This window comes from Paenibacillus ilasis (assembly GCF_043195395.1).
GTDB classification, from domain to species: domain Bacteria; phylum Bacillota; class Bacilli; order Paenibacillales; family Paenibacillaceae; genus Paenibacillus_AQ; species Paenibacillus_AQ lautus.
In genome coordinates this window covers 2,394,868-2,414,362 of record NZ_JBHDJG010000001.1, presented here as the reverse complement: position 1 = coordinate 2,414,362, position 19,495 = coordinate 2,394,868, and the positions used below count along the sequence as shown (strand labels likewise).

Below are 19,495 nucleotides of genomic sequence, written 5' to 3'. Positions count from 1 at the left end.
AGCCGGCAGCGGTCGTATCAAGAACCTGCTGCCGGCTGCTCCTCCGATTTTATTTCTGCAATACACTTCCTACTCCGCCCGGCTTAGTTCACGGTAACGGGTGGGCGTCATGCCCTCGAGCTTTTTAAAGATCCGATTAAAATAGCTGTGCCGATATCCGACTTGTTCGGCGACCGTGTTAATTTTCATCTCCGATTCCCGAAGAAGCTCCTTCGCTTTATCCATGCGCAGCTCGGTCAAATAATCGATAAAGTTTTTGCCCGTTACCTGTTTGAATGATTTGCTCAGGAAAAACGGGTTCGTGCCGATGTGTTCAGCGCAATTGTCGAGCGAAATGTCACGCATATAGTTTTGCTGCAAATAAATCATGGCTTGCTCGATCAGCCGTTTCACCTGGCCATCCGTCCTGCTCGTCAGCTCCTTCATGAAGGGGGCGATCACCTTCACTTGGAACCATTCCCTTGCACCTGCAGGCTCTTTGACCTGGGAAAGCTGCTCATACAGATTGGCGCCCTTGAACAGGCGATTCGGCTGAATGCCGGATACGAGAATCGCATGCTGAACGGAACCTAGCAAATGAAGCATTCCCTGCTGAACGTCTATCGCTTTAGCCCCTTTAGCGGACAGCGCTTTCTGGAACTCGACGAGCAAGGCATGGGCGTCCGCTTCCTGCCCGGTCCGAAGCGCCTGAAGAAATTCTCTTTCCAACGTAAACGGATACTGCGGTTCGGACGAATCCTCAAAATTCAGCTGTTCCATTTCGATGATCTGGTTGTCGTTATCGAATTTGCGGAAGCTGGCTGCGTGCTTCACACCCTCAAATGCGAGCGGGATGTCGCTCACACGAGTGGTACCCCTGCTGATCGCCACCGTTACCACCATGTTCAGCAATCGATTAACCGTCTGTGCCAGCTCTTCGCTGAACGATTTGATTGCTTCCGCATATGGCTCCCCTTCCGGCAAGATCAGCAGCACTCCCGATCCAAGATCATGGAAGTTGATCGTGCTGCTTTGCTCGAAATACGAATCCGCCAGCTCTTCGATCATGTTGACGGACGCAAAGGTGACCAGTCCCTCGTCGCCAAACTTGAATTTCCCTTCCATGCTCGCAATTCCGGTAAGCTGTACGTACAGCACGACAAACTGCTTGCCGCATACCTGCCATTTATAACGCTCCATCCTTGACCGCAGATCCTCCTCCGTATAGGCGTACAAATAGCCGTGCAGCAGTTGATGGAGAAAGCTTTCCTTCACGTGCGGCAGCTGCTCGAGCAGCTTTGCGTTCAGCTCTCGACTCTCCCTGTTTAAATGCTGCCATTGCCGCTCAATTAGCGTGAACTCGTCCTCCCGGCCTCCTCCCGCCAAGGAGGCACTCGGCAGCAAATCCATCATCAGCCGTTTGACGGGCAAGTACATGCGGATCGATGCAAGCCAAGCAAGCAGCATTGCCAGCAAGAGAGCGCTCAAGCTAACCGTCAAAATGACTTTGGAGATAAAAACGACCGGGGCCGTAATATTGGTGATCGGCGAAGCCGACACGTACAGCCAGTTATCCATGATCCGTGCGAAATAACCGTACGTGACCGCATAGGTTTTGTCGTTCCATTCATAAAGAAACGAACCTTCCGTGTTCCCGTTTGACTCGACCTCGCTCCTGACTGCCTTTACAAACATCGAGTCGATCGAGCTCCCGTTAGCGGATACGTATAGATCTCCACCCGGCTCCATGAGAAAGTTTTCGCCGTCGGCATAAGGTGTAATGGTCTGCAGCGCCTCCGCAACTTGTTCGTTGTCCAAGCGAACGATCAAAGCCCCCATCGGTTTTTGGCTGCCGCCGGGAACAAGATGTACAAACGTCAATTCCCGTTTTCCAGGCTGATCGGGATCAAGCGTTAACTGTGTCCAATACGTCGTTTTTCCCGCGTCGAGCAGACGGTCGTATAGCGATATGACTCTTGCGTCATTCAAAGCGGAATACTCCGGATAAAACAATACTGGCTGGCTTCCGTGCAAATAGAGGCTGACGTTACGAATCATCGTATTGGAGCCTTGCATGACGAGCAGCGTATTCGTAATATCGCGGGTCTTCTCGAAATCGCGCACGAAGTCGCGATCGCTGAGCGAATAATCGAAACTCGTATCGAATGCCCAATGCGCCAGCATCATTTCGAGATTGGACAGCTGTTTATTCAGGTTCTGCGACCGCTGCTCAATCTGGTTATTATGGAGCTTCAACAGTTCCTTTTCCAGCTTACCACCCGCCATCGAATAAACGAGAACCCCCGTTATGATGCCGGGAATACCGGCAACGAACAGGAACATGATGAAGCTTTTCCTATAGAAGCTGCCGGATCTGCCGGATAAGCGGGCCAATAACGTCTTCCATCCATTCATCGTCTGCTCACCAACCATATCTAAAATTAGTTTTGCCTTCCTCCAGGCGGTTCTTCGCCCTTTCAGATATGTAAGCGTATTCATAAAACTAAAAAAACCGACTTCCTTAATAAGGATAACGCGGTCCTATCCATAAAACCTGCATATTTTCAGAGTACATTGTTCAAAAAACAGAGGAATCCAAATCAACACCATAAGGCGTGTCTTGGCTGCTTATCGGATACATTCACTTTGCTGGCCCCCTGGAAAGATAATTTTTATAGAGAAAAAAGAGGCACCAGGCCTCTTTTTCCTCTGAACGAAACTGCTTAGAATGACTTCACCTAGGATTTGGATGCTGCGTACAGCTCGTTGATTTCCTTAACGTAATCGTCCCCGCCTGATTTTTTCCACAATTCAATTGCATCGCGCCAGCCTTGCTCGTCGATTTGGCCGACGATGAATTTAATGCGGGCGTCGTTAATAATATTGCCTAGCTGTTGTCCTTTTTGCGAGTACACCTCAGAAATAAACGGCTCCGCCGGATTGGTGACGATCGTTTCCCGGTTTTTCATTTGGACCTCTGTTTGCTTTAATCGAAGTGGCGTCTGAGCCACCTGCAGCCCTTTGCCTTCCGGAATGTAAGGTACCATTTGGTTTAGCCCTTCGACTTCCGACTCGAGGAGCACCGCATCCGTGCTTCTTTCCAGTGTTGTATCATCGATTTTTGTATAATGCACGCCTTCAAGGCCGAAGCTGGTCAGTGTCTGCAGGTCAGGCTCGTTCAGCTGGTCTAGAAATTTCAAAATACGATCGACCTCCTCCTCGGTCTTTACACTCGACTTCGGAATGGCCAATAGGCCAGCAAAACCGGAGGTAGGCAGCGTACGAATTTGTCCATCCGTACCGATTACGGCGCCGAACACGTCCATGTAATGCTCTCTTGAGTCTGTACCTGCTGCCACGTTCGCCGCCTTGATTTTGTCATCAACTCGAGCCGCTCCGTCCACGACGTCGATAATCACGCCGGCTTGTCCGTTAACGAGCGGATCCGTCCACTTCGCCGAGTCCATGACGGCAAAATCTTGGTTGACGAGTTTTTCGTCATACAGCTTTTTCATGAACTTGAGCGCTTCGAGATATTCGTCGTATTCAAACTCCGGTACGAGCTGGCCGTCCCTTTCACCCCATACATTAGGTGCACCGAACCACAGTTTGATCTGGTCGAAGCCCGCTCCCCAGCCGGCCGTCCATTTCACCATAACCAGTCCGTAGGTGTCGTCCTTGCCGTTGCCGTCCGGATCCTTCTCTTTGAACGCTTTCAGCATGTTGTAAAAATCATCGATCGTTTTCGGCTGCTCAAGGCCGACGTTCTCCAGCCAATCCTGACGGTAATAAACGCCGTTGCGGCCAAGCTCGCGTCCGCGATATACGCCGTACGTTCTGCCGTTAATCGAGGAATTGTTCAGGATGACTTCACTGGCCTGGCCGAGGTTTGGATAATTTTTGAGCTTGTCGGTCAAATCCCAGAACGCCCCCGATTTCACTGCGCTCACGAAGCTGGGACCCTTCGAGTCGGGTACGTAAATGATTTTCGGCAAATTGCCGGATGCGAGCGTAATGTTGAATTTGTCGGCATACGAAGCGTTAGGCACCCATTCGAAATGAATGTCCGTGCCCGTCAGCTTCTCGAGCTCGGCCGCTACGGGACTGTCGTCCTTCGGATAGTTCGTTTTAAAAATCGGGAGCATGATGTTCAGCTTAAACGCCTCTTGCGATCCTGCGGAAGCGCTTGCAGGCGGAGCCGCCGTCGAATTGTTGGAAGAGTCTGCGCCCCCGTTGTTATTGCCGGACGAGCAGCTTGCCAGCAATACGATGCAAACCGTGCCTAGAATTAGAAATGTGGAAGCACGCTTCGCCTTCATTGTCTTTTTCTTCATTAAATAGCCTCCCTTTATTATTAGAATCATATTGCAAAACCGCGCGAGCTCCAAGCAAAACAATCCGTGGGTCTCGGTATAAACAGCAGAGCCAGGCGGAATCACACACTTGGAAAAACAAGCTTTAGCCTTTCACCGAGCCAAGCAGGACGCCTTTGGCGAAATGCTTTTGCAGGAACGGATACACACACAGGATCGGAATCGTGCCGACGACGATCACGGCCATTTTGATCGATTGATCCGGCGGCTTCACAAAATTAGGGTCCATCGAGTTCAAATCGCCTGCGGCCGCTTGCGACAGCAGAACGATCTGGCGCAGCATCACCTGCAGCGGCCATTTTTCCGGATCGTTAATATACAGCAGTGCCGCAAAGAAGTCGTTCCAATGCCCGACGGCGTAAAACAACGTAAATGTAGCAAGGACAGGCATTGAAAGCGGCAGCACGATCCGCCCTAAGAGGCCAAGCTCGGAGCAGCCGTCGATCCGGCCAGCCTCCTCGATCTCCTTCGGAATTTCCTGGAAAAAGTTTTTGACGATGATCAGGTTAAATGCGCTGATCGCGCCAGGCAGCATGAGTGCCCAAAGCGAATCAAGCAGGTGCAGCTCCTTGACGACCAGATAAGTCGGTATCATCCCCCCACCGAACAGCATAGAGAAGATGACGAGATTCAACACCAGATTCCGGCCGTACAATCCTCTCTTGGCCAAGGAATAGGCCATCGTGACCGTGAAAAACAAGTTAACGAGCGTGCCGATGACCGTTATGTAGACGGAGACGCCGATGCTTTTCATGATCGTATCCGTCGAAAAAATAAACTCGTAAGCATTTAAAGTAAATGTTTTGGGTATGAAAAATACCGCTCTTGACGTTAACTCCGCGTCCGATGCAAAGGAGCCCGCAATCACGTAAATGAAAGGGAGCACGGCAGCCAGCCCGAACAACGTTAGCACGATATAATTGGCAGCGTCGAACGTGACACCGGCCGCAGTTCTGTAATGCTTGGCCATAGATTGATTCCCCTTTCTTGCTTATTAGTACAGCCCGGATTCGCCGAATTTTTTCGCCAGCCAGTTCGTGCCGAGCACAAGCGTGACGCCGACAACCGATTTAAACAGCCCGACAGCCGTGCTGTAGCTAAAAGCGCCTTGCGTGATACCCATCGCGTATACGTAGGTGTCGAACACTTCGCCTACCGAGCGATTGAGCGGATTCAGCATCAAATATATTTGTTCGAAGCCATTGTCCAACACGCTGCCCATCCGCAAAATCAAAAGAATCACGATAGTGCTGCGGATCGCCGGCAGTGTTATATGCCAGATTTGCCTCCACCGGTTTGCCCCGTCAATCGTCGCTGCCTCGTACTGCTCTACGTCAACGGCCGCCAGCGCCGCCAGGAATATAATCGTTCCCCAGCCGCATTCCTTCCAGATCGTCTGCAAAATAATAACGGGGCGGAACCATGACGGATCGGACAGAAATTGGATTTTGTTCCCCGTATATTGGAAAAGCAGCTCGTTGACGGTGCCGCCTTCCGTGGTTAGGAACACGTACGTTAGGCTTGCCACGATTACCATCGAAATAAAATGCGGAACGTAAATCATCGTTTGAATCGTGCGCTTGAAGAAGGAAAGCCTCACCTCGTTTAACAGGAGTGCCAATATAATCGGAGCGGGAAAAAAGAAGATGAGATTATAAAATGATAACAACAGCGTATTGCGCAGAAGCATCAAAAACTCGGGATTGTTAAAAAACAGGCGAAAATGCTCAAAGCCCACCCATTCGCTTTTCAAAAATCCGGTAAACGGCTGATAGTTTTGAAATGCCAGCATGACCCCCCACATCGGCACATATTTAAAAACCAAAAAATAAAGCAAGCCGGGGAGCAGCAACAGGTATAGCCATTTGTCCCTGCGAAGCCTTGCCGCGAAGCTTGTGCGGTGATCCGCCCGCTTGAACGGTTGCGGGAAATCCCTTCGAGCCGTAACTTGCTTCATCAGTCTCCACCTCCATATGTCGTTCATCGCCTCGCGAGCGGTGTGGCCTAATTATGCAGCAGCGCTTTCTTTTCCGGCAATGAGACATTTTTGAAGAGTAAAAAAGCCTTGGTATTCGGCATTTTTAAAGAAAGTGCAAAGTCGGCAAACGAGTGGTAAGACGTGGATAGCTCGGTATAAAACGGTTGGATGGCGTCCATTCGGGTCAACCGTGGTTCGAACATCGGCCCCTCTTCGAGCAGTTGATATTCACGCTGTGGTATTTTAGTCTTGTCCTCAGCTCGGAAGCTCTTATCACTTAAAACAAAAAAGCCGCCTGATGGCGACTTCATATGCTAGTCCACGATGGACTCTATAATTTGCTTTTTATGATAGAGATGCCCGTTTGGAACATGTGTATCTGATGCGTTTGGTTACATTTGGCCGCGCTCTGCGTCGGCATGCCGGGCTATTTTAATAATAAGCGTTCCATTTTATTGACGTTTCAACGCATACAGCTTTTGAATCTCTGTCATCACTCTTTTCTCCGGGACCACAAGACAACTGGAATAAGAAGCAGGGATAGAAATCCTCCGGCCAAGGAGAGTGTCGAATAACTGGACTGAGCTACAACCATGCCCGACAAAGCACCTCCGGATGCACCAGCCAGAGCGATAAGCACGTCCACAGTTCCTTGAGTCTTCGCACGTATTTGCGGAGGCGTGGCATCGACTATCGCTGCTGTCCCGCTAATTAAGCCAAAGTTCCACCCCAATCCGAGAAGCGCAAGCGCAAGAATGAGCAGTACCATAGAGTCTCCGGGTGCAAATGCAGCTAGTAAACCCGCCAAAAGCAGAGTAATGCCGGAGGCATAGGACATTGGCAATCTTCCGTACTTATCAACGAGAACACCCGTTAGCAGCGATGGTAGATACATGGCTGCAACATGGATTCCGATCACAATGCCAACCTCCCCTAGTCCGTGTCCGTGATGCTTCATGTGAACCGGTGTCATGGTCATAATGCCAATCATAACAACCTGGGTTAGGACCATCACCGACGCACCAACGATGATCCCCCGTTTATTAACACTCGCCTCCAAAGTATGCGATGGTTGAGCGTTATTCTGAATATCTTTGGCAATTTGAACCTCTGTGATGGCTTTGGCCACGATTAAAGGATCAGGCCGCAAAAAAATGAGCAGTACTAATCCTGCTACAATATACGCGATAGCTGCCAGCATAAATGGACCGGATAACGCAGGAGCGCCAAGAGAAGTCGCTATCCGGCCTGTCATATTTACAAGATTCGGCCCGGCAACCGCACCAAAGGTCGTGAAGACCATCGCCGTACTAATGGCTTGGGCCCGTCTTGTCGGGAGTGCCAGATCCGTACCGGCGTATCTTGCCTGCAGGTTGGTTGCCGTCCCTGCTCCATAAACCAGCAGCGAAAGAAAGAGCAGCGCTATATTATGGAGGACGGCTGCCAAGACAACGCCTGCAGCACCCAGTCCGCCTGTTAAGAAGCCGGCAGCCAGCCCCGCACGACGCCCTAAGCGTTGGGACAAGCGACCGACGATTAGGGCCGCGGCAGCAGAGCCTAATGTAAACAATGCGGTCGGAACGCCGGCATAGCTGTCCGTTCCGAGCATATCCTGTGCAAGCAGCGCCCCTACCGTGATGCCCGCAGCCAATCCCGCCCCGCCAAAAATTTGAGAGACAATTACGATAATCATCGTTCTTTTGTGCAACTGACGCTGCTTCTCGGGGGAATCCACATAGGGCCTCAGTGATTCTCCCATGCTTTCTATTTTTTCTGTAACGGAAGCCGTCTGGATCGACATGTATGAACTCCACCTCTACTGTTTCTATAAATTGCTTTCATAAATATGGAGAACGGCTCGAAACCGGGTGGATGCCGACATCATTTTGTCATAGGCCTCGCTTGCGCGTTCTAGCGAAAAGCATTCGACTATAGGCCGTACATTCGTAAGCATGCTAAAGTTAACGGCTTCCTGAATTTCTTGAGCATGTCCAGTAAAGGAGCCTCTAACCGTCATCTGCCCTTTTAAGAAATCACTTGCCGAAAATCCCAGTTGCTCACCCGAGCCAGCTACAATAATGAGCTCACTATCCGATCCAAGCCCGCTGATTAGAGAAGAGATCGCTTTGGCGTTTGGCGCAGTCGCAAGAATGACTTTGGCTCCTCCTAAAGCCTGCAGCACCAAAGCTGGATCTTCCATCTCTGAATTAATGTAGTGATGCGCTCCAAGTTGACGTACCCGTTCTTCTTTGTCACTTCCGCGCGAAATCGCGACCGTTCGGAACCCCGCTTTCTGGGCGTACTGAACCGCCAGATGCCCTAGTCCGCCAATGCCTTGAATAGCTACAAGATCGCCAGGTCGAGCTTTACTATTCCTAAGTGCACTAAATGTTGTTTCACCTGCACACATAAGCGGTGCTGCTTCTACTGCGGACCATTCATCCGGGATGCTTGTCAAACTATCCTCATAGGCAACCATATACTCAGCGTAACCGCCGTTGATGGTCAGGCCTGTTACGTGGTTGTCCCCACCATGCCATCCAATGCCCACACGGTCACCCATGTTCCACTTCGTCGAACCGGCGCCAAACTGCACAATTCTACCAATGACTTCATGGCCTGGAATGCGGGGATATTCTGGGGAAGCCCCTCTAATCGCGACCGAATCTCCATGACATACTCCGCACGCTTCTACTCGGAGCAGTACTTGCCCATCACCAGGCTGTGGCACTGGGATCTTCACTAATCTCATTTTTTCCCCTTTGGACGGAATTTGTATGGCATTCATCACGTCCATCGTTCATTACCTCCTATCCATTTGGAAATCTCTGAAACCGCCTTTTCAGCTGACCGAAGTGCTCCTTCCAAATGCCCGCCGAATTGCGAATTCGTCTCTGTACCAGCAAAGAAGACTTTCTTCTCCCATCCCCCAGCTACCGACGGTTGACCGTATTCCGGATAATTTAAAAGCGGATTGAAGTCTTCTTCAACAGCGGTTTCGTCATCTTCTGACCAATCCTTGTAAAGAAAATCGCTTACTTGATGAGCCGAGGGTCCAAACATCCGAACCAATTGGCCAACGACTCGTTTTTTCAACTCCTCCTGCCCCAGCTCATGGCGTACTTTTGCTGGTATTCCGAAGAAACCGAATAGCGCTCCAGCGGAGCCTCTATCAGGAGAAGCATCATGGATTTCCTGCAAGGGTCCGACCCGGCTCGATGCGAAACCGGAGAGCCCCAGTTCTCTCCAAAACGGACGATCGTAGATGACAACTGCCTTGGCCTGTCCTGCCATCCACGTAGGTTTGTTGACAAGATCAGTAATCAGTTCTGGAGGAAGTGGCGGCGAGAATTCCATATGTCGCGCTACAATCCGAGGCGGCAGGGCTAGGATCACCGCGCTTGCTGAAATTTGTCTTCTCTCTCCATCTGCAAGCTCTGCTTCAATCGTGATTGCACCACCTTTATCGAGCCCCAAAGCTCTAACTCGTGTTCCTAACTCGATTGTCCCGGGAGGTATCGCATTCGCTAATGCATCAATAAGTGATTGCATGCCTCCTGTTAATCGGAACGAGCTTGCATTTCCGTTGTCTGGGAGCATATATCGCTCTGGTGTTTCGTTATGCAGCCGTTCCAGCAGCATCGCCCCATTGGTATACTGAATAAAGGTTCCTAAGTTTAGTTCTTTAATCAGATTGGTAATCTTGCTCTCATACTGCGGCCAGAACCATGTCGGTCCAAGGTCATACTTGCCCAGCTCCGGCCGATTTAGAACAGAAGTGCTCAAGACCCTGCCGCCAACCCGGTCTCTAGCCTCGAGCACCCTGCAAGAGATGCCATTCACATGAAGTAGAGAAGCAGCCCGAAGGCCGCTTAATCCAGCTCCAACAATAACCACTTGATTGTTCATATCGTGTCCTCTTTTCCTGCAAAAAGGGCTGTTCCCTACCCTGTAACTAGATTTGCCCCATCATAACACGCACAAAAAAACCACACAATATTATAATTGTATGGCAAACAATTTTTCTATTAAGTCAGCTCTTGAAGTAAACGTTGAAGAATCCTTAATCCTTCCTCTAGTTCTTCAAGTGTTTCTGGTGCACAGACAGCAATCCTTACAGCCCGCTCTGGGGAGCTATTCCCCACAACGAATCGATCAGCCGCATACACTTGTACCCCTTGCTGTGCTGCCAGCCTTTCGAACTCGGCGCCTGAGATCATGCCTGGTAACAGCAGCCAACGAAAGATACCTGTTTCAACCCCCAAGCACGTATAGTCTGCCAAATATCGGTTTACGACTTGGTTTCTGCGAATGGCTTGTTCCCGGTGCCCATGAATTAAGCTTTCGAATTGATTGGATACAATCGTACGGGCTGCCAGTTCAGCAAATAACGGCGAAACGGATACATTTAAATTATATAGCGCCTTCGAGATTGGCTCCTTAAAGGGATCCGGAACGGCTGCATAAGCTAGTCGCAACCCCGGTGCGATGGATTTGGATAAACTCGCAATATAGATGGCCCGCTCTGGCGCAAAGGACGCGACTGCTGGAAGCGGTTTTTCGCATTGGAGACTGTAAGCCGCATCCTCAATCACGAACTGATTATACTGTTTAGCAAGTGCTGCAATCCTTTTGCGATTCTCTACAGACATCGTGCTAGCTGTCGGATTATGATAATCTGGAATTAAGTAAATACCTTTAATATTGTCATTTTTACACGCATATTCCAAAGCGGTCGGACTCATTTCATTGTTCTCCGACTTTATCGGTACAATCTGGATACTGAGCATCGCTGCAGCTGTTTTTAAGCCAGGGTAAGTATGAGGATCGGCACCAATGCGGTCTCCAGGCTTGCATAGACTTGCTAGTGTGGCCGCTATCACGTTTTGACCACCATTAGCCAATAAAATACGATCAACTGTTGTTTCAAGGCCGCTTCTTCGGATTAACTTAATAGCTGCGTCCTTTTGCCAGAGGCTTTCGCCTGCCCGACCATAGCCAAACCACTTTGCATAATCCGTTTCTTGCAGCATGCTCTTCAGTTGAAGCAGCAACGGCTCGTATGAAGCATTATCTGGCAGCGTTGCTCCCATTTCGATTAAAAGTTTCGGCTTTGCGTCTTCGAGTAAATACGCATTCGATAACGCATCGTACGATACGAATGTTCCACTACCAACTGCTGCACTTAACAAGCCTTTCAACTCACACATCTTAAACGCTTTTGATATCGTGCTCAAATTCAAGTCTAAAAAATCGGCCAGTTCACGCTGCGAGGGAAGTCTTGTTCCTGGTAATAAAACTCCGTTTACAATATCCTGATACAATTGCCTTGCGAGTGCTTTATAAATGGGTTTTTGATTTTTATCAATCGTTGGTTTCCAGCTCATTGGATAGTTTTCAAACGAATTAATCGGCATGATCATCGGCATCCTTTTTCATATTTCGCTAGTTATAGAAACAAGGTATGTTTTATTATACCCTTGGGCCCTTTATTACACTACCTCCCCCGAAAAGAGAGACCTGGGATGTTATCAACAAATTTCTTTGTCATTATAGGCTTGCCTGCACCACAACCGCCATGTATCCAGTAAACTTTTTAATTGCTTTCGCCCTTTTCGGCAAAAGGAACAAAAAAAGCCACCATCTAGGTGACTTCTAATGCGACTATAATCTTGTCCCTCGACGGCTAAAGAAGCCAATAGTGTGTCAATCCTTTCGAAGGGCTACATGGAGAACAGCGCCCCAATGGCGGCGAACCGACTTTTCTGGACGGCTATTAAGGCGAATTCGGATTTCATTGAAGAGCTTGTCGCGTTTCCACTCCTCCATAAGGATGTGTCCGGAAAAAGTTTCGAGGAGTTTAATGTACTCATCAACATGATAAATGCGTTCCCAGTCGAAGTGTCTAACGTGAACAACCTCAAACAGCCCACTTTTCTCAATCTCATATCTTTGCTCGTGTAGTTCTCCTGGTCGCGGCCATTCGTTATGCTCTACTGATTTACCCTCGCCGATTTCATAGTACACGGTTTGAATTTCACGGAAGAATGGGTCCCCACCCTCTGGAAAAACGTGATCTGCGTTCCAAAATGCCAGATGTCCGCCTGGACGAAGGGCTTGCCATGCCTTGATGTATCGAACTTCGGGATCAACCCATTTCCAAGCCGTTGCAGCGAATACCAAATCAAACTCTCTCTCCATCTCTGGCTGCCAATCTTCGAAACTTCCCGTGATTATGTCGACGTCCATGCCGACAAGGTTTTGACGGGCAACTATAGCGAGCTCAGCACCAAGTTCTACACACGTGATTTTATATCCACGCCTGGCTAACGGAAGAGTTGCCTTACCTGTAGCACAGCCCACTTCCAACAAATGATCACCTGCATGCAAATTGGCCGCCTGAATTAATTCATCGAACAATTCTTCCGGGTAATCCGGACGCGCCCTTTGATAATAGCTCGCGGATTGCTCAAATGACTTGCGCAATATCTTGTCGTCCTTCTTCAGGTTCATTATATTCCTCCTTACTCGTTACTCATCATAATGCGACTTATAGAGTGTGCATGTTCTTGTCGTCCGACATATGCTGCCACACGAATAAGCGCTTTTGCATCGCAACAGCGCTTATCCATAAGATAATAGAAATTTGTAGTCCAGCATCATTATATTCTCTGGCTTATTAACGGCTTCTTAGGACCAGCCGGATCGCTTTACAAGGTTTGTTACAAGTTCATCGTCGAAGACGATTCCGAAACCAGGCGTGCCCGGAATATGAATCTCTCCGTTTTCGATACGATAGCCTGATACATCCATTCCTTCAATTGTAATGTCGTCATATTCCACAAATTCGAAGTTCCGCACTGCGGCTGACAAATGTCCTGACGCGTAAATACCATAAGCATTGCCGTAACAATGAGGCGCAGACCGCAAACCATGGGCATCCAACTTCTCGCCTAATTCCATCCAATGCGTGAAACCGGGCCAGATAATATCATACTGCAGCACATCGACACGGCCGCGGGTCGCCCACTCAATAAGATGGGGGGATGCAAGCCCTTCCCCATCCGCGATGAGCACATTCTGCCCACGTTGCCGGAGCCATTCCTTCAGGTCCTCGTACAAGGCTTCATCCTCATGGAACGCTTCTTCCAGCCAATACAGATTCACATCCGCCAAAGCCGCCAAGACCTCTTTGGTTAAGTTCAAATTATATGCATTATTCGCATCGATCATGATCTTGCCTGCGGGACCTGCCACTTCGGAGATCCCTTGAACGATTGCGATATCTCGTTTCGTCCCTTCCCAGAGTGGCATATGGCGTCCGCCTCGGCCAACCTTAATCTTAAAATGACGTTGGCCCTTCGCATAACCTTGCATCGCTTCTTCTTTCATCAACGCAACTGCGGTCTTCTCATCGGGCAAATGCAAATCGTCGAAGTATAAAGAGGTATCATAGCAGGGTACAACCAATGGGACTCCCTTTTCCAAATGGGCACCCGACACCAAATCATACACTGGTTTGCCTAGTCTCTTTCCTAACCAATCGAACACGGGATATTCCAATTGCAATCGATACGCTTCGCGTAGTCTGCCCCGATCATCGAATAAGTCAAGCAATCGGCGACCTATTAGATCTTCCGCCCATTCCGGTGTTATATGAATCGAGCTACCGTAACCTGTTTGTCCATCGATCGTAATTCTCGCGATATCCACTGTGCAGCCTTTGCCATGAATGCCGATTCGGCCATTGGCCCCGGCGCTTCTGGCTCGCTCTCCCGTTAACCTCGCGAATTCGATTTTTTCCACTTTCCAATCAGATTGCATACCCGTAATGTTCATAGGATCCTCCTTAACCGATTCGACGGTTTCATGTCCCGATTTGATTCGTAAGTAGAATACCATATTATAGAATTATACTGTTAGTGGATAAGAAAATTCCTCATCAATTGGAAATCTGTAATAAAAGTTGAATTGATCCACTTTTGCCAATATCAATTGCTGTTTCCCACTGTCCCCAACACAATCCGCCTCGTGTGCACGGTTAGTTAAATTTTCGATAATGTGTTGCTCTAGATTTGATCCATGAATCCGGCTTTTTGTGGTTCAAAACTCCGGAACTCGACTGTGTTAAAAACAAAAAAACCGCAACTTATGCGGCTTTCAATGTCTATATGCTCTTGTCGTCCGACAAACGCCGATTGTTTTGAACGGCTGCCATCGATCGTTCCTATTTAGTTATAAATTGTAAAGGATAATTTTTTCTTTACACTAGGAAGAACAAGATACGTCGTCTATGACCAGAACCAGTCCCCCACCAGAAGAAATCGGCACCCGGCTGTTCCGGAAGAAACAACCCTAGTTGATGCCACGGCTTGACTACTAACTATTTTGCTGCTGCTTCTTCTTCAAGAACACTTCCGCCTGCCGCTCTCCAGTTTGCAACAAATGTGTCGAAGTAGTCGATTGGTTTTTTCCCCGTAATCATATCTACATAGGCTTCTGACCTGATTTTGTCAATTTCCGCTTGATATTTTGAAGCGGATGGTAGCGGTAAGATGACTTCATTCATAATACCGTCACTTTGGAGAGTTCCAAGCGCCTTGCCCCAAGCGTATTCACGGTTAACCTTCTGAATGATGGACGGCAGCCAAATTGCATTATTGAACGTTGCTCCGCCGCCAATTTTAACGATTTCATTCCAATCAGAGTAAGGCGCGATCGCCTCAGGGTATCCATCTTTCATGTTGTAATGTACGCCCTCCTTGCCGTAACGAGTAAGCATATAACCTTCATAAGTAGATGAGGAGTAATCCAAAATACTTAAGATACGAGCCTGCTTATCCAGATCTTTCTCCACTTGCTTACCGAATACAATAAATCTGCCTTGGAGCGAATTTCTCATTTGAAGACCTTTCTTACCGTTCGGACCCGCGACAGGTTTGCCGTAGACAAGCTTGTCAACAGCATCCGGCATTGTTTTTCTCATTTCCATAATGTTAGAACCCTCTCGATCGCCGGCTGATTGTGCTGGTTTCCAGTACAGATAATCCGCATAGCTGGTTACACCGATAATACCGTTAACAAAATCAGTAGCGATCGACCAGTCTCCTCCCTTATTCTCGCCATTGATAAATTCTGGCGTAAGCACACCGTCCCTGTACCACTTTGCCAAAACTTTCAAGGCTTCTTTCATTTCAGGTTGAACAGCGCCGTAAACGAGCTTTCCATCTTTTCTTGTCCATGAAGTTGGAAGATAACCGTATGCGCCATAAACGGTTTGCATCATCGATTCAGACAAACCGTACGTATCTTTTTTTCCATTCTTATCGGGGTCATTGTTTGTGAATTTATACATGGCATCTTCAAACTCAGATAATGATTCTGGAACCTTTGTGATGCCTACATTTTCAAGCCAATCACCTCTCCAAACAACAAGCGGCCTAAAGTTCCCGCTTTCTGGATTAGGTACAACGAGTCCATAGTTTTTGTCACCCATCTTCGTCAAATCCATATAGGTTGGTACTTCCGTTTGATAAGCTTGGTATAAATTCGGGGCATATTTTTCAATTGACTCATATGGAATTTCACCTACAATTTCATCATCAATGAATTTTTGGTATTTTGAGAAGTCAAGCGGAAAGACATCGGGAACTTCTCCAGCTGCGATTTTGACGTCAAATGCGGTTCCATCACTAGCATCTACCATGTGAATGTCAACGTTGAATTTTTCTTCAATTTCTTTGACAATTTCACCTTTGTCATGAACAGGACTGCTCCAGCCCACCCAAGAAATGTTTATTTTCTTATCAACGTTTGGAGTTGCGGATTCTGACGAATTTGATGCTTCTTCGTTTGCCCTTTTGTTTACTTCATTATTATTGCAAGCTGTGAACGATGCCAGCATTGCAGCACAAAGAATAAGTACCATGCTCTTTTTTAGCGCCACTAAATTATTCATACGTTTCACTCCCCTTAATTTTTATCCCTTTAAAGAACCAACCATAATCCCTTTAACAAAATACTTTTGTAAAAAAGGATAAATGGCGATTACGGGTAACGAAGTGATCATGATCGTAGCAGCCTTTATTGTTGTTGGATTAACGCTGCCAGAGAGCACTGTGGAGGTTGAACCGGCTTCTAAAGTTACATCCCCCTGTTGAATAATGTTTCGCATAACAACTTGTAATACTTGCTTCTCGGGAGACGTTGAATATAGAAGCGAGTCAAACCATGCATTCCAGTGTCCGACAATTGACCACAATGCAACGGTCGCAAGAATTGGAGTAATCATTGGCGCAATGATTTTATAAAGAATGGTAAATTCACTTGCACCGTCTATCTTTGCCGACTCCTCGATACTATCAGGAAGTGACATGATATAATTTCGAATCAGAATCATCGAGAAAGCGGGAATCAGATTGGGAAGAACTAACGCCCATATTGAGTTCATTAAATGCAGTTCTCTTATGAGAATATAGCTTGGAATTAGCCCCCCGCTAAAAAACATCGTAAATACAATGATTCCGGTCCATGAATTCCTCAAGGGAAGATATTTTTTTGCAAGCGGGTAAGCCGTAAGTAAACAAAAAAACAGTTCTAACGCTGTTCCAAGAACAACACGCATAACCGAATTCATAAAACCCGTTTTTATATATCCATAGCTTAAAACGCTTTCATAATTTGCAAGCGAAAACTCTGGAGGGAACAAGTGGATTTTCGTTAATGAGATGTTCCCACTGCTTAAGGATAGAGAGAGCAGATACAAGAATGGATAAATTGTAGTAAAACACAATAACATCATGAATACGACATTGAGAGAATCAAAAACATGCTCTCCGATGCTCTTCTTTATTCGGTTAGAACTGTTCATTTTGCCCACTTCCTTTACCAAATTCCGTATTCGCTGAATTTTTTCGCAAAATAATTAGCAGCGAAAAGCATGATCAAAGATACAATATTGGTAAACAGCCCCACTGCCGTTGCAAAACTATAATCCATGCCTTCGATTCCATTTCGATAGGTGTAGGTACCAAGCACATCGCCAACTTTATATACAGCTGGAGAATAGAGGTTGAAAATCTGATCAAAATCGTCTGCAACGATGCCGCCAACAGCAAAAATGAACATAATGGTAACGATCGGCATGATGGCTGGGATTGTTATATACCTGGCAAGTTGAAAACGGTTGCAACCATCAAGACTACCTGCTTCATACAGTTCGGAGTTGGTCCCCGCAATAGCCGCAAGGTAAACGATCGAGCTCCAGCCAATGCTTTTCCAAATGCTTGTAACAACCAACGTGCTCACAAACCATCCATTATCCCCTAAGAAATATATAGGCTTCATCCCCAATTCCTTGAGCAATATATTTAGAGGACCTGTAGTTGGTGAAAGTAACTGTAGGAATAGACCGCCAAGGATTACCCATGAAACGAAGTGTGGAAGATAACTGATGGTTTGAACTGCTTTTTTGAATTTAACCAATCTGAGTTCATTTAAGAGTAAGGCGAAAATAATGGGAGCAGGAAATCCGAAAATAAGTTTAAGCGTACTTATTTGTAGCGTGTTAACAAAAACTTCTTTGAAGCTCGGGCGCGCGAATAAGTCGTAAAAATGCTGCAGCCCTACCCATGTACTTCCTGTAATACCTTTGTTGAACTTAAAATCTCTGAACGCAATTTGTATTCCGTACATTGGCGCATACTTAAAGATTAAAAAGAAGAGTATACCGGGCAAAATCATAAATAAAAGATTTCTGTGCTTGATGCAATCGGCAAGCAGTCCTTTCTTTTTGTGATGAAGACCTGCATTAACAAGTTTCAAGCCTATCGCCCACCTTCCTAATAACCACCGTTCACGTGAACGATATCAGTCTAACATGACATTCCATTTTGGTAAATACTTTTTTCGTTCACGTGAACGACTCCTTTTTTCTTTTACTTTGGATACGGAATAATGGTATAGTAACATGCAGAAAGAAATACATTTTTATGTTCAAAGGTGAATGGGATGAATATTACAAGCAAAGAAATTGCAGAGATATGCGGCGTTTCCAGAGGGACCGTCGACCGAGCGCTGAATAACCGGCCGGGAGTGAATGAGGCTACAAAGCAAAAAATTCTGGAAACGGCCTCGCAGTTGGGCTACCGGCCTCATTTTCTAGCCCAAAGCCTCGTCAAAGGCAAAACGATGTCGATCGGGACGGTCATTTTCGATATCAATAATCAGCTGTTTCCGCAGCTTATCAATGCCGTCGAATCGCGGGCAAGGGAAGCGGGCTACTTCCTTAATCTGACGCTCACGAGCAAAAATCCGGACATCGAACAGGAATGCCTGAATCATTTGGCGGACCGGAAGGTGGACGGCATTATTCTATTATCGGTCAACACGGGTGCGGCCTTCGAGCAATTTATTCAGCGATTGAATATTCCAGTCGTCACATTTGGCAACCGGGTCTCCAAGACTGTGCCGTACGTATGGATCGACGACCGGAAGGCCGTCCGCGACGCGATTGCAATGCTCACCGCCAAAGGCTATGAGGAAATCATTTATGTCAGTCCCCCCTTGTCTCTTCGCGGAATTACGAACGTTTATGCCGTGGAACAACGATTCGCGGGCTTTCAGGATGCACTGAAAAAGGCTGGCCATCTCAAGTCCCATGTCATCGGCCATAAAGGATATATCGAAGAGATCGACAAGCTCCTTGCGCAGGGCGGCAAACGTAAAGCCATTTTCTGCACAAGCGACAAATACGCGCTGAAAATTTGGCTCCACTTGAAGCAAAACGGGGTTCGCGTGCCAGAGGATGTCGGACTGATGGGATTCGACAATATCGAAACGCTCAAATATATTTCCCCTGCCTTATCAACGATATCGTACTCCTTGGAAACCATCGGCAACCGGATCATCGACTGTCTGATCGGACAAATTGAAGGCCGGCAAGTGCCGCTGACTACGCTCGTTGAGCATCAAATTATCGAGGGCGAATCGTGTTGATCCCCTCGATTCACCAATAAAGCTGCTATGGACTGCCGCAACCTAGACTCTCAAAAGTGAGGCTCAGTGAGCATAGCAATTCCGTGCACGTGAACGAATAACAGTTCACAAGGTTATTTGCCTATGCTAAGATAGAGTCGTTCACGTGAACGGAACAAACCATTTCCTG

Annotated in this window: 15 protein-coding genes; 1 reads left to right on the top strand and 14 read right to left on the bottom strand. The window is 47.5% G+C overall.

What is annotated here, in order from left to right:
• Positions 1-69: 69 nt before the first annotated feature.
• The 14 genes from ACETK5_RS11165 to ACETK5_RS11100 form a co-directional block, all read right to left on the bottom strand.
• The gene (locus ACETK5_RS11165) at positions 70-2,394 is read right to left on the bottom strand and encodes an AraC family transcriptional regulator (protein ID WP_394055641.1); all 2,325 of its coding nucleotides are present in this window, start codon (positions 2,392-2,394) and stop codon (positions 70-72) included.
• Positions 2,395-2,717: 323 nt separating this feature from the next.
• The gene (locus tag ACETK5_RS11160) at positions 2,718-4,313 is read right to left on the bottom strand and encodes an extracellular solute-binding protein (protein WP_394055639.1); all 1,596 of its coding nucleotides are present in this window, start codon (positions 4,311-4,313) and stop codon (positions 2,718-2,720) included.
• Between the two features lie 124 nt (positions 4,314-4,437).
• Positions 4,438-5,322, bottom strand: coding sequence for a carbohydrate ABC transporter permease (locus tag ACETK5_RS11155; RefSeq protein WP_009595429.1), 885 nt, complete (start codon positions 5,320-5,322; stop codon positions 4,438-4,440).
• A 24-nt stretch (positions 5,323-5,346) separates the two neighbouring features.
• Positions 5,347-6,309: an ABC transporter permease gene (locus ACETK5_RS11150; RefSeq protein WP_394055636.1), complete on the bottom strand. Its 963-nt coding sequence runs from the start codon at positions 6,307-6,309 to the stop codon at positions 5,347-5,349.
• 47 nt (positions 6,310-6,356) lie between these two features.
• Positions 6,357-6,641, bottom strand: a complete 285-nt coding sequence (locus tag ACETK5_RS11145) for a hypothetical protein (protein ID WP_394055634.1) — start codon at positions 6,639-6,641, stop codon at positions 6,357-6,359.
• A gap of 182 nt (positions 6,642-6,823) precedes the next feature.
• The gene (locus tag ACETK5_RS11140) at positions 6,824-8,131 is read right to left on the bottom strand and encodes an MFS transporter (RefSeq protein ID WP_207797461.1); all 1,308 of its coding nucleotides are present in this window, start codon (positions 8,129-8,131) and stop codon (positions 6,824-6,826) included.
• Positions 8,132-8,155: 24 nt separating this feature from the next.
• Positions 8,156-9,127 carry a zinc-binding dehydrogenase gene (locus ACETK5_RS11135; protein ID WP_009595427.1) on the bottom strand — a complete coding sequence of 324 codons (972 nt, stop codon included), beginning with the start codon at positions 9,125-9,127 and terminating at the stop codon, positions 8,156-8,158.
• Positions 9,118-10,239, bottom strand: a complete 1,122-nt coding sequence (locus tag ACETK5_RS11130) for a flavin monoamine oxidase family protein (RefSeq protein ID WP_394055632.1) — start codon at positions 10,237-10,239, stop codon at positions 9,118-9,120. The genes ACETK5_RS11135 and ACETK5_RS11130 overlap by 10 nt, the downstream gene beginning before the upstream one ends.
• Before the next feature lie 119 nt (positions 10,240-10,358).
• On the bottom strand, positions 10,359-11,747 hold the full coding sequence (locus ACETK5_RS11125) for an aminotransferase-like domain-containing protein (RefSeq protein WP_394055630.1): 1,389 nt from the start codon (positions 11,745-11,747) through the stop codon (positions 10,359-10,361).
• A gap of 289 nt (positions 11,748-12,036) precedes the next feature.
• The gene (locus ACETK5_RS11120) at positions 12,037-12,843 is read right to left on the bottom strand and encodes a class I SAM-dependent methyltransferase (protein WP_394055628.1); all 807 of its coding nucleotides are present in this window, start codon (positions 12,841-12,843) and stop codon (positions 12,037-12,039) included.
• Positions 12,844-13,020: 177 nt separating this feature from the next.
• Complete coding sequence (locus ACETK5_RS11115) at positions 13,021-14,169, bottom strand: enolase C-terminal domain-like protein (RefSeq protein ID WP_394055626.1); 1,149 nt, start codon at positions 14,167-14,169, stop codon at positions 13,021-13,023.
• Between the two features lie 544 nt (positions 14,170-14,713).
• Positions 14,714-16,288: a type 2 periplasmic-binding domain-containing protein gene (locus tag ACETK5_RS11110; RefSeq protein WP_100537346.1), complete on the bottom strand. Its 1,575-nt coding sequence runs from the start codon at positions 16,286-16,288 to the stop codon at positions 14,714-14,716.
• A 21-nt stretch (positions 16,289-16,309) separates the two neighbouring features.
• A complete protein-coding gene (locus ACETK5_RS11105; protein WP_326113531.1) occupies positions 16,310-17,200 on the bottom strand; it encodes a carbohydrate ABC transporter permease in 891 nt (296 codons plus the stop codon).
• A 14-nt stretch (positions 17,201-17,214) separates the two neighbouring features.
• Entirely contained in the window at positions 17,215-18,153 is a 939-nt protein-coding gene (locus ACETK5_RS11100; protein WP_394055623.1) for an ABC transporter permease, read from the bottom strand.
• Between the two features lie 186 nt (positions 18,154-18,339).
• On the opposite strand from ACETK5_RS11100, the gene ACETK5_RS11095 reads away from it, so the two are divergent.
• Entirely contained in the window at positions 18,340-19,326 is a 987-nt protein-coding gene (locus ACETK5_RS11095; RefSeq protein WP_165789644.1) for a LacI family DNA-binding transcriptional regulator, read from the top strand.
• The last annotated feature ends 169 nt before the right edge of the window (positions 19,327-19,495 follow it).

Excerpts from the sequence above, each read along its gene's own strand:
- ACETK5_RS11165 (WP_394055641.1), bottom strand. The coding sequence starts at position 2,394 with ATGAATGGATGGAAGACGTTATTGGCCCGCTTATCCGGCAGATCCGGC.
- ACETK5_RS11160 (WP_394055639.1), bottom strand. The coding sequence starts at position 4,313 with ATGAAGAAAAAGACAATGAAGGCGAAGCGTGCTTCCACATTTCTAATT.
- ACETK5_RS11155 (WP_009595429.1), bottom strand. The coding sequence starts at position 5,322 with ATGGCCAAGCATTACAGAACTGCGGCCGGTGTCACGTTCGACGCTGCC.
- ACETK5_RS11150 (WP_394055636.1), bottom strand. The coding sequence starts at position 6,309 with ATGAAGCAAGTTACGGCTCGAAGGGATTTCCCGCAACCGTTCAAGCGG.
- ACETK5_RS11145 (WP_394055634.1), bottom strand. The coding sequence starts at position 6,641 with ATGAAGTCGCCATCAGGCGGCTTTTTTGTTTTAAGTGATAAGAGCTTC.
- ACETK5_RS11140 (WP_207797461.1), bottom strand. The coding sequence starts at position 8,131 with ATGTCGATCCAGACGGCTTCCGTTACAGAAAAAATAGAAAGCATGGGA.
- ACETK5_RS11135 (WP_009595427.1), bottom strand. The coding sequence starts at position 9,127 with ATGGACGTGATGAATGCCATACAAATTCCGTCCAAAGGGGAAAAAATG.
- ACETK5_RS11130 (WP_394055632.1), bottom strand. The coding sequence starts at position 10,239 with ATGAACAATCAAGTGGTTATTGTTGGAGCTGGATTAAGCGGCCTTCGG.
- ACETK5_RS11125 (WP_394055630.1), bottom strand. The coding sequence starts at position 11,747 with ATGCCGATTAATTCGTTTGAAAACTATCCAATGAGCTGGAAACCAACG.
- ACETK5_RS11120 (WP_394055628.1), bottom strand. The coding sequence starts at position 12,843 with ATGAACCTGAAGAAGGACGACAAGATATTGCGCAAGTCATTTGAGCAA.
- ACETK5_RS11115 (WP_394055626.1), bottom strand. The coding sequence starts at position 14,169 with ATGAACATTACGGGTATGCAATCTGATTGGAAAGTGGAAAAAATCGAA.
- ACETK5_RS11110 (WP_100537346.1), bottom strand. The coding sequence starts at position 16,288 with ATGAATAATTTAGTGGCGCTAAAAAAGAGCATGGTACTTATTCTTTGT.
- ACETK5_RS11105 (WP_326113531.1), bottom strand. The coding sequence starts at position 17,200 with ATGAACAGTTCTAACCGAATAAAGAAGAGCATCGGAGAGCATGTTTTT.
- ACETK5_RS11095 (WP_165789644.1), top strand. The coding sequence starts at position 18,340 with ATGAATATTACAAGCAAAGAAATTGCAGAGATATGCGGCGTTTCCAGA.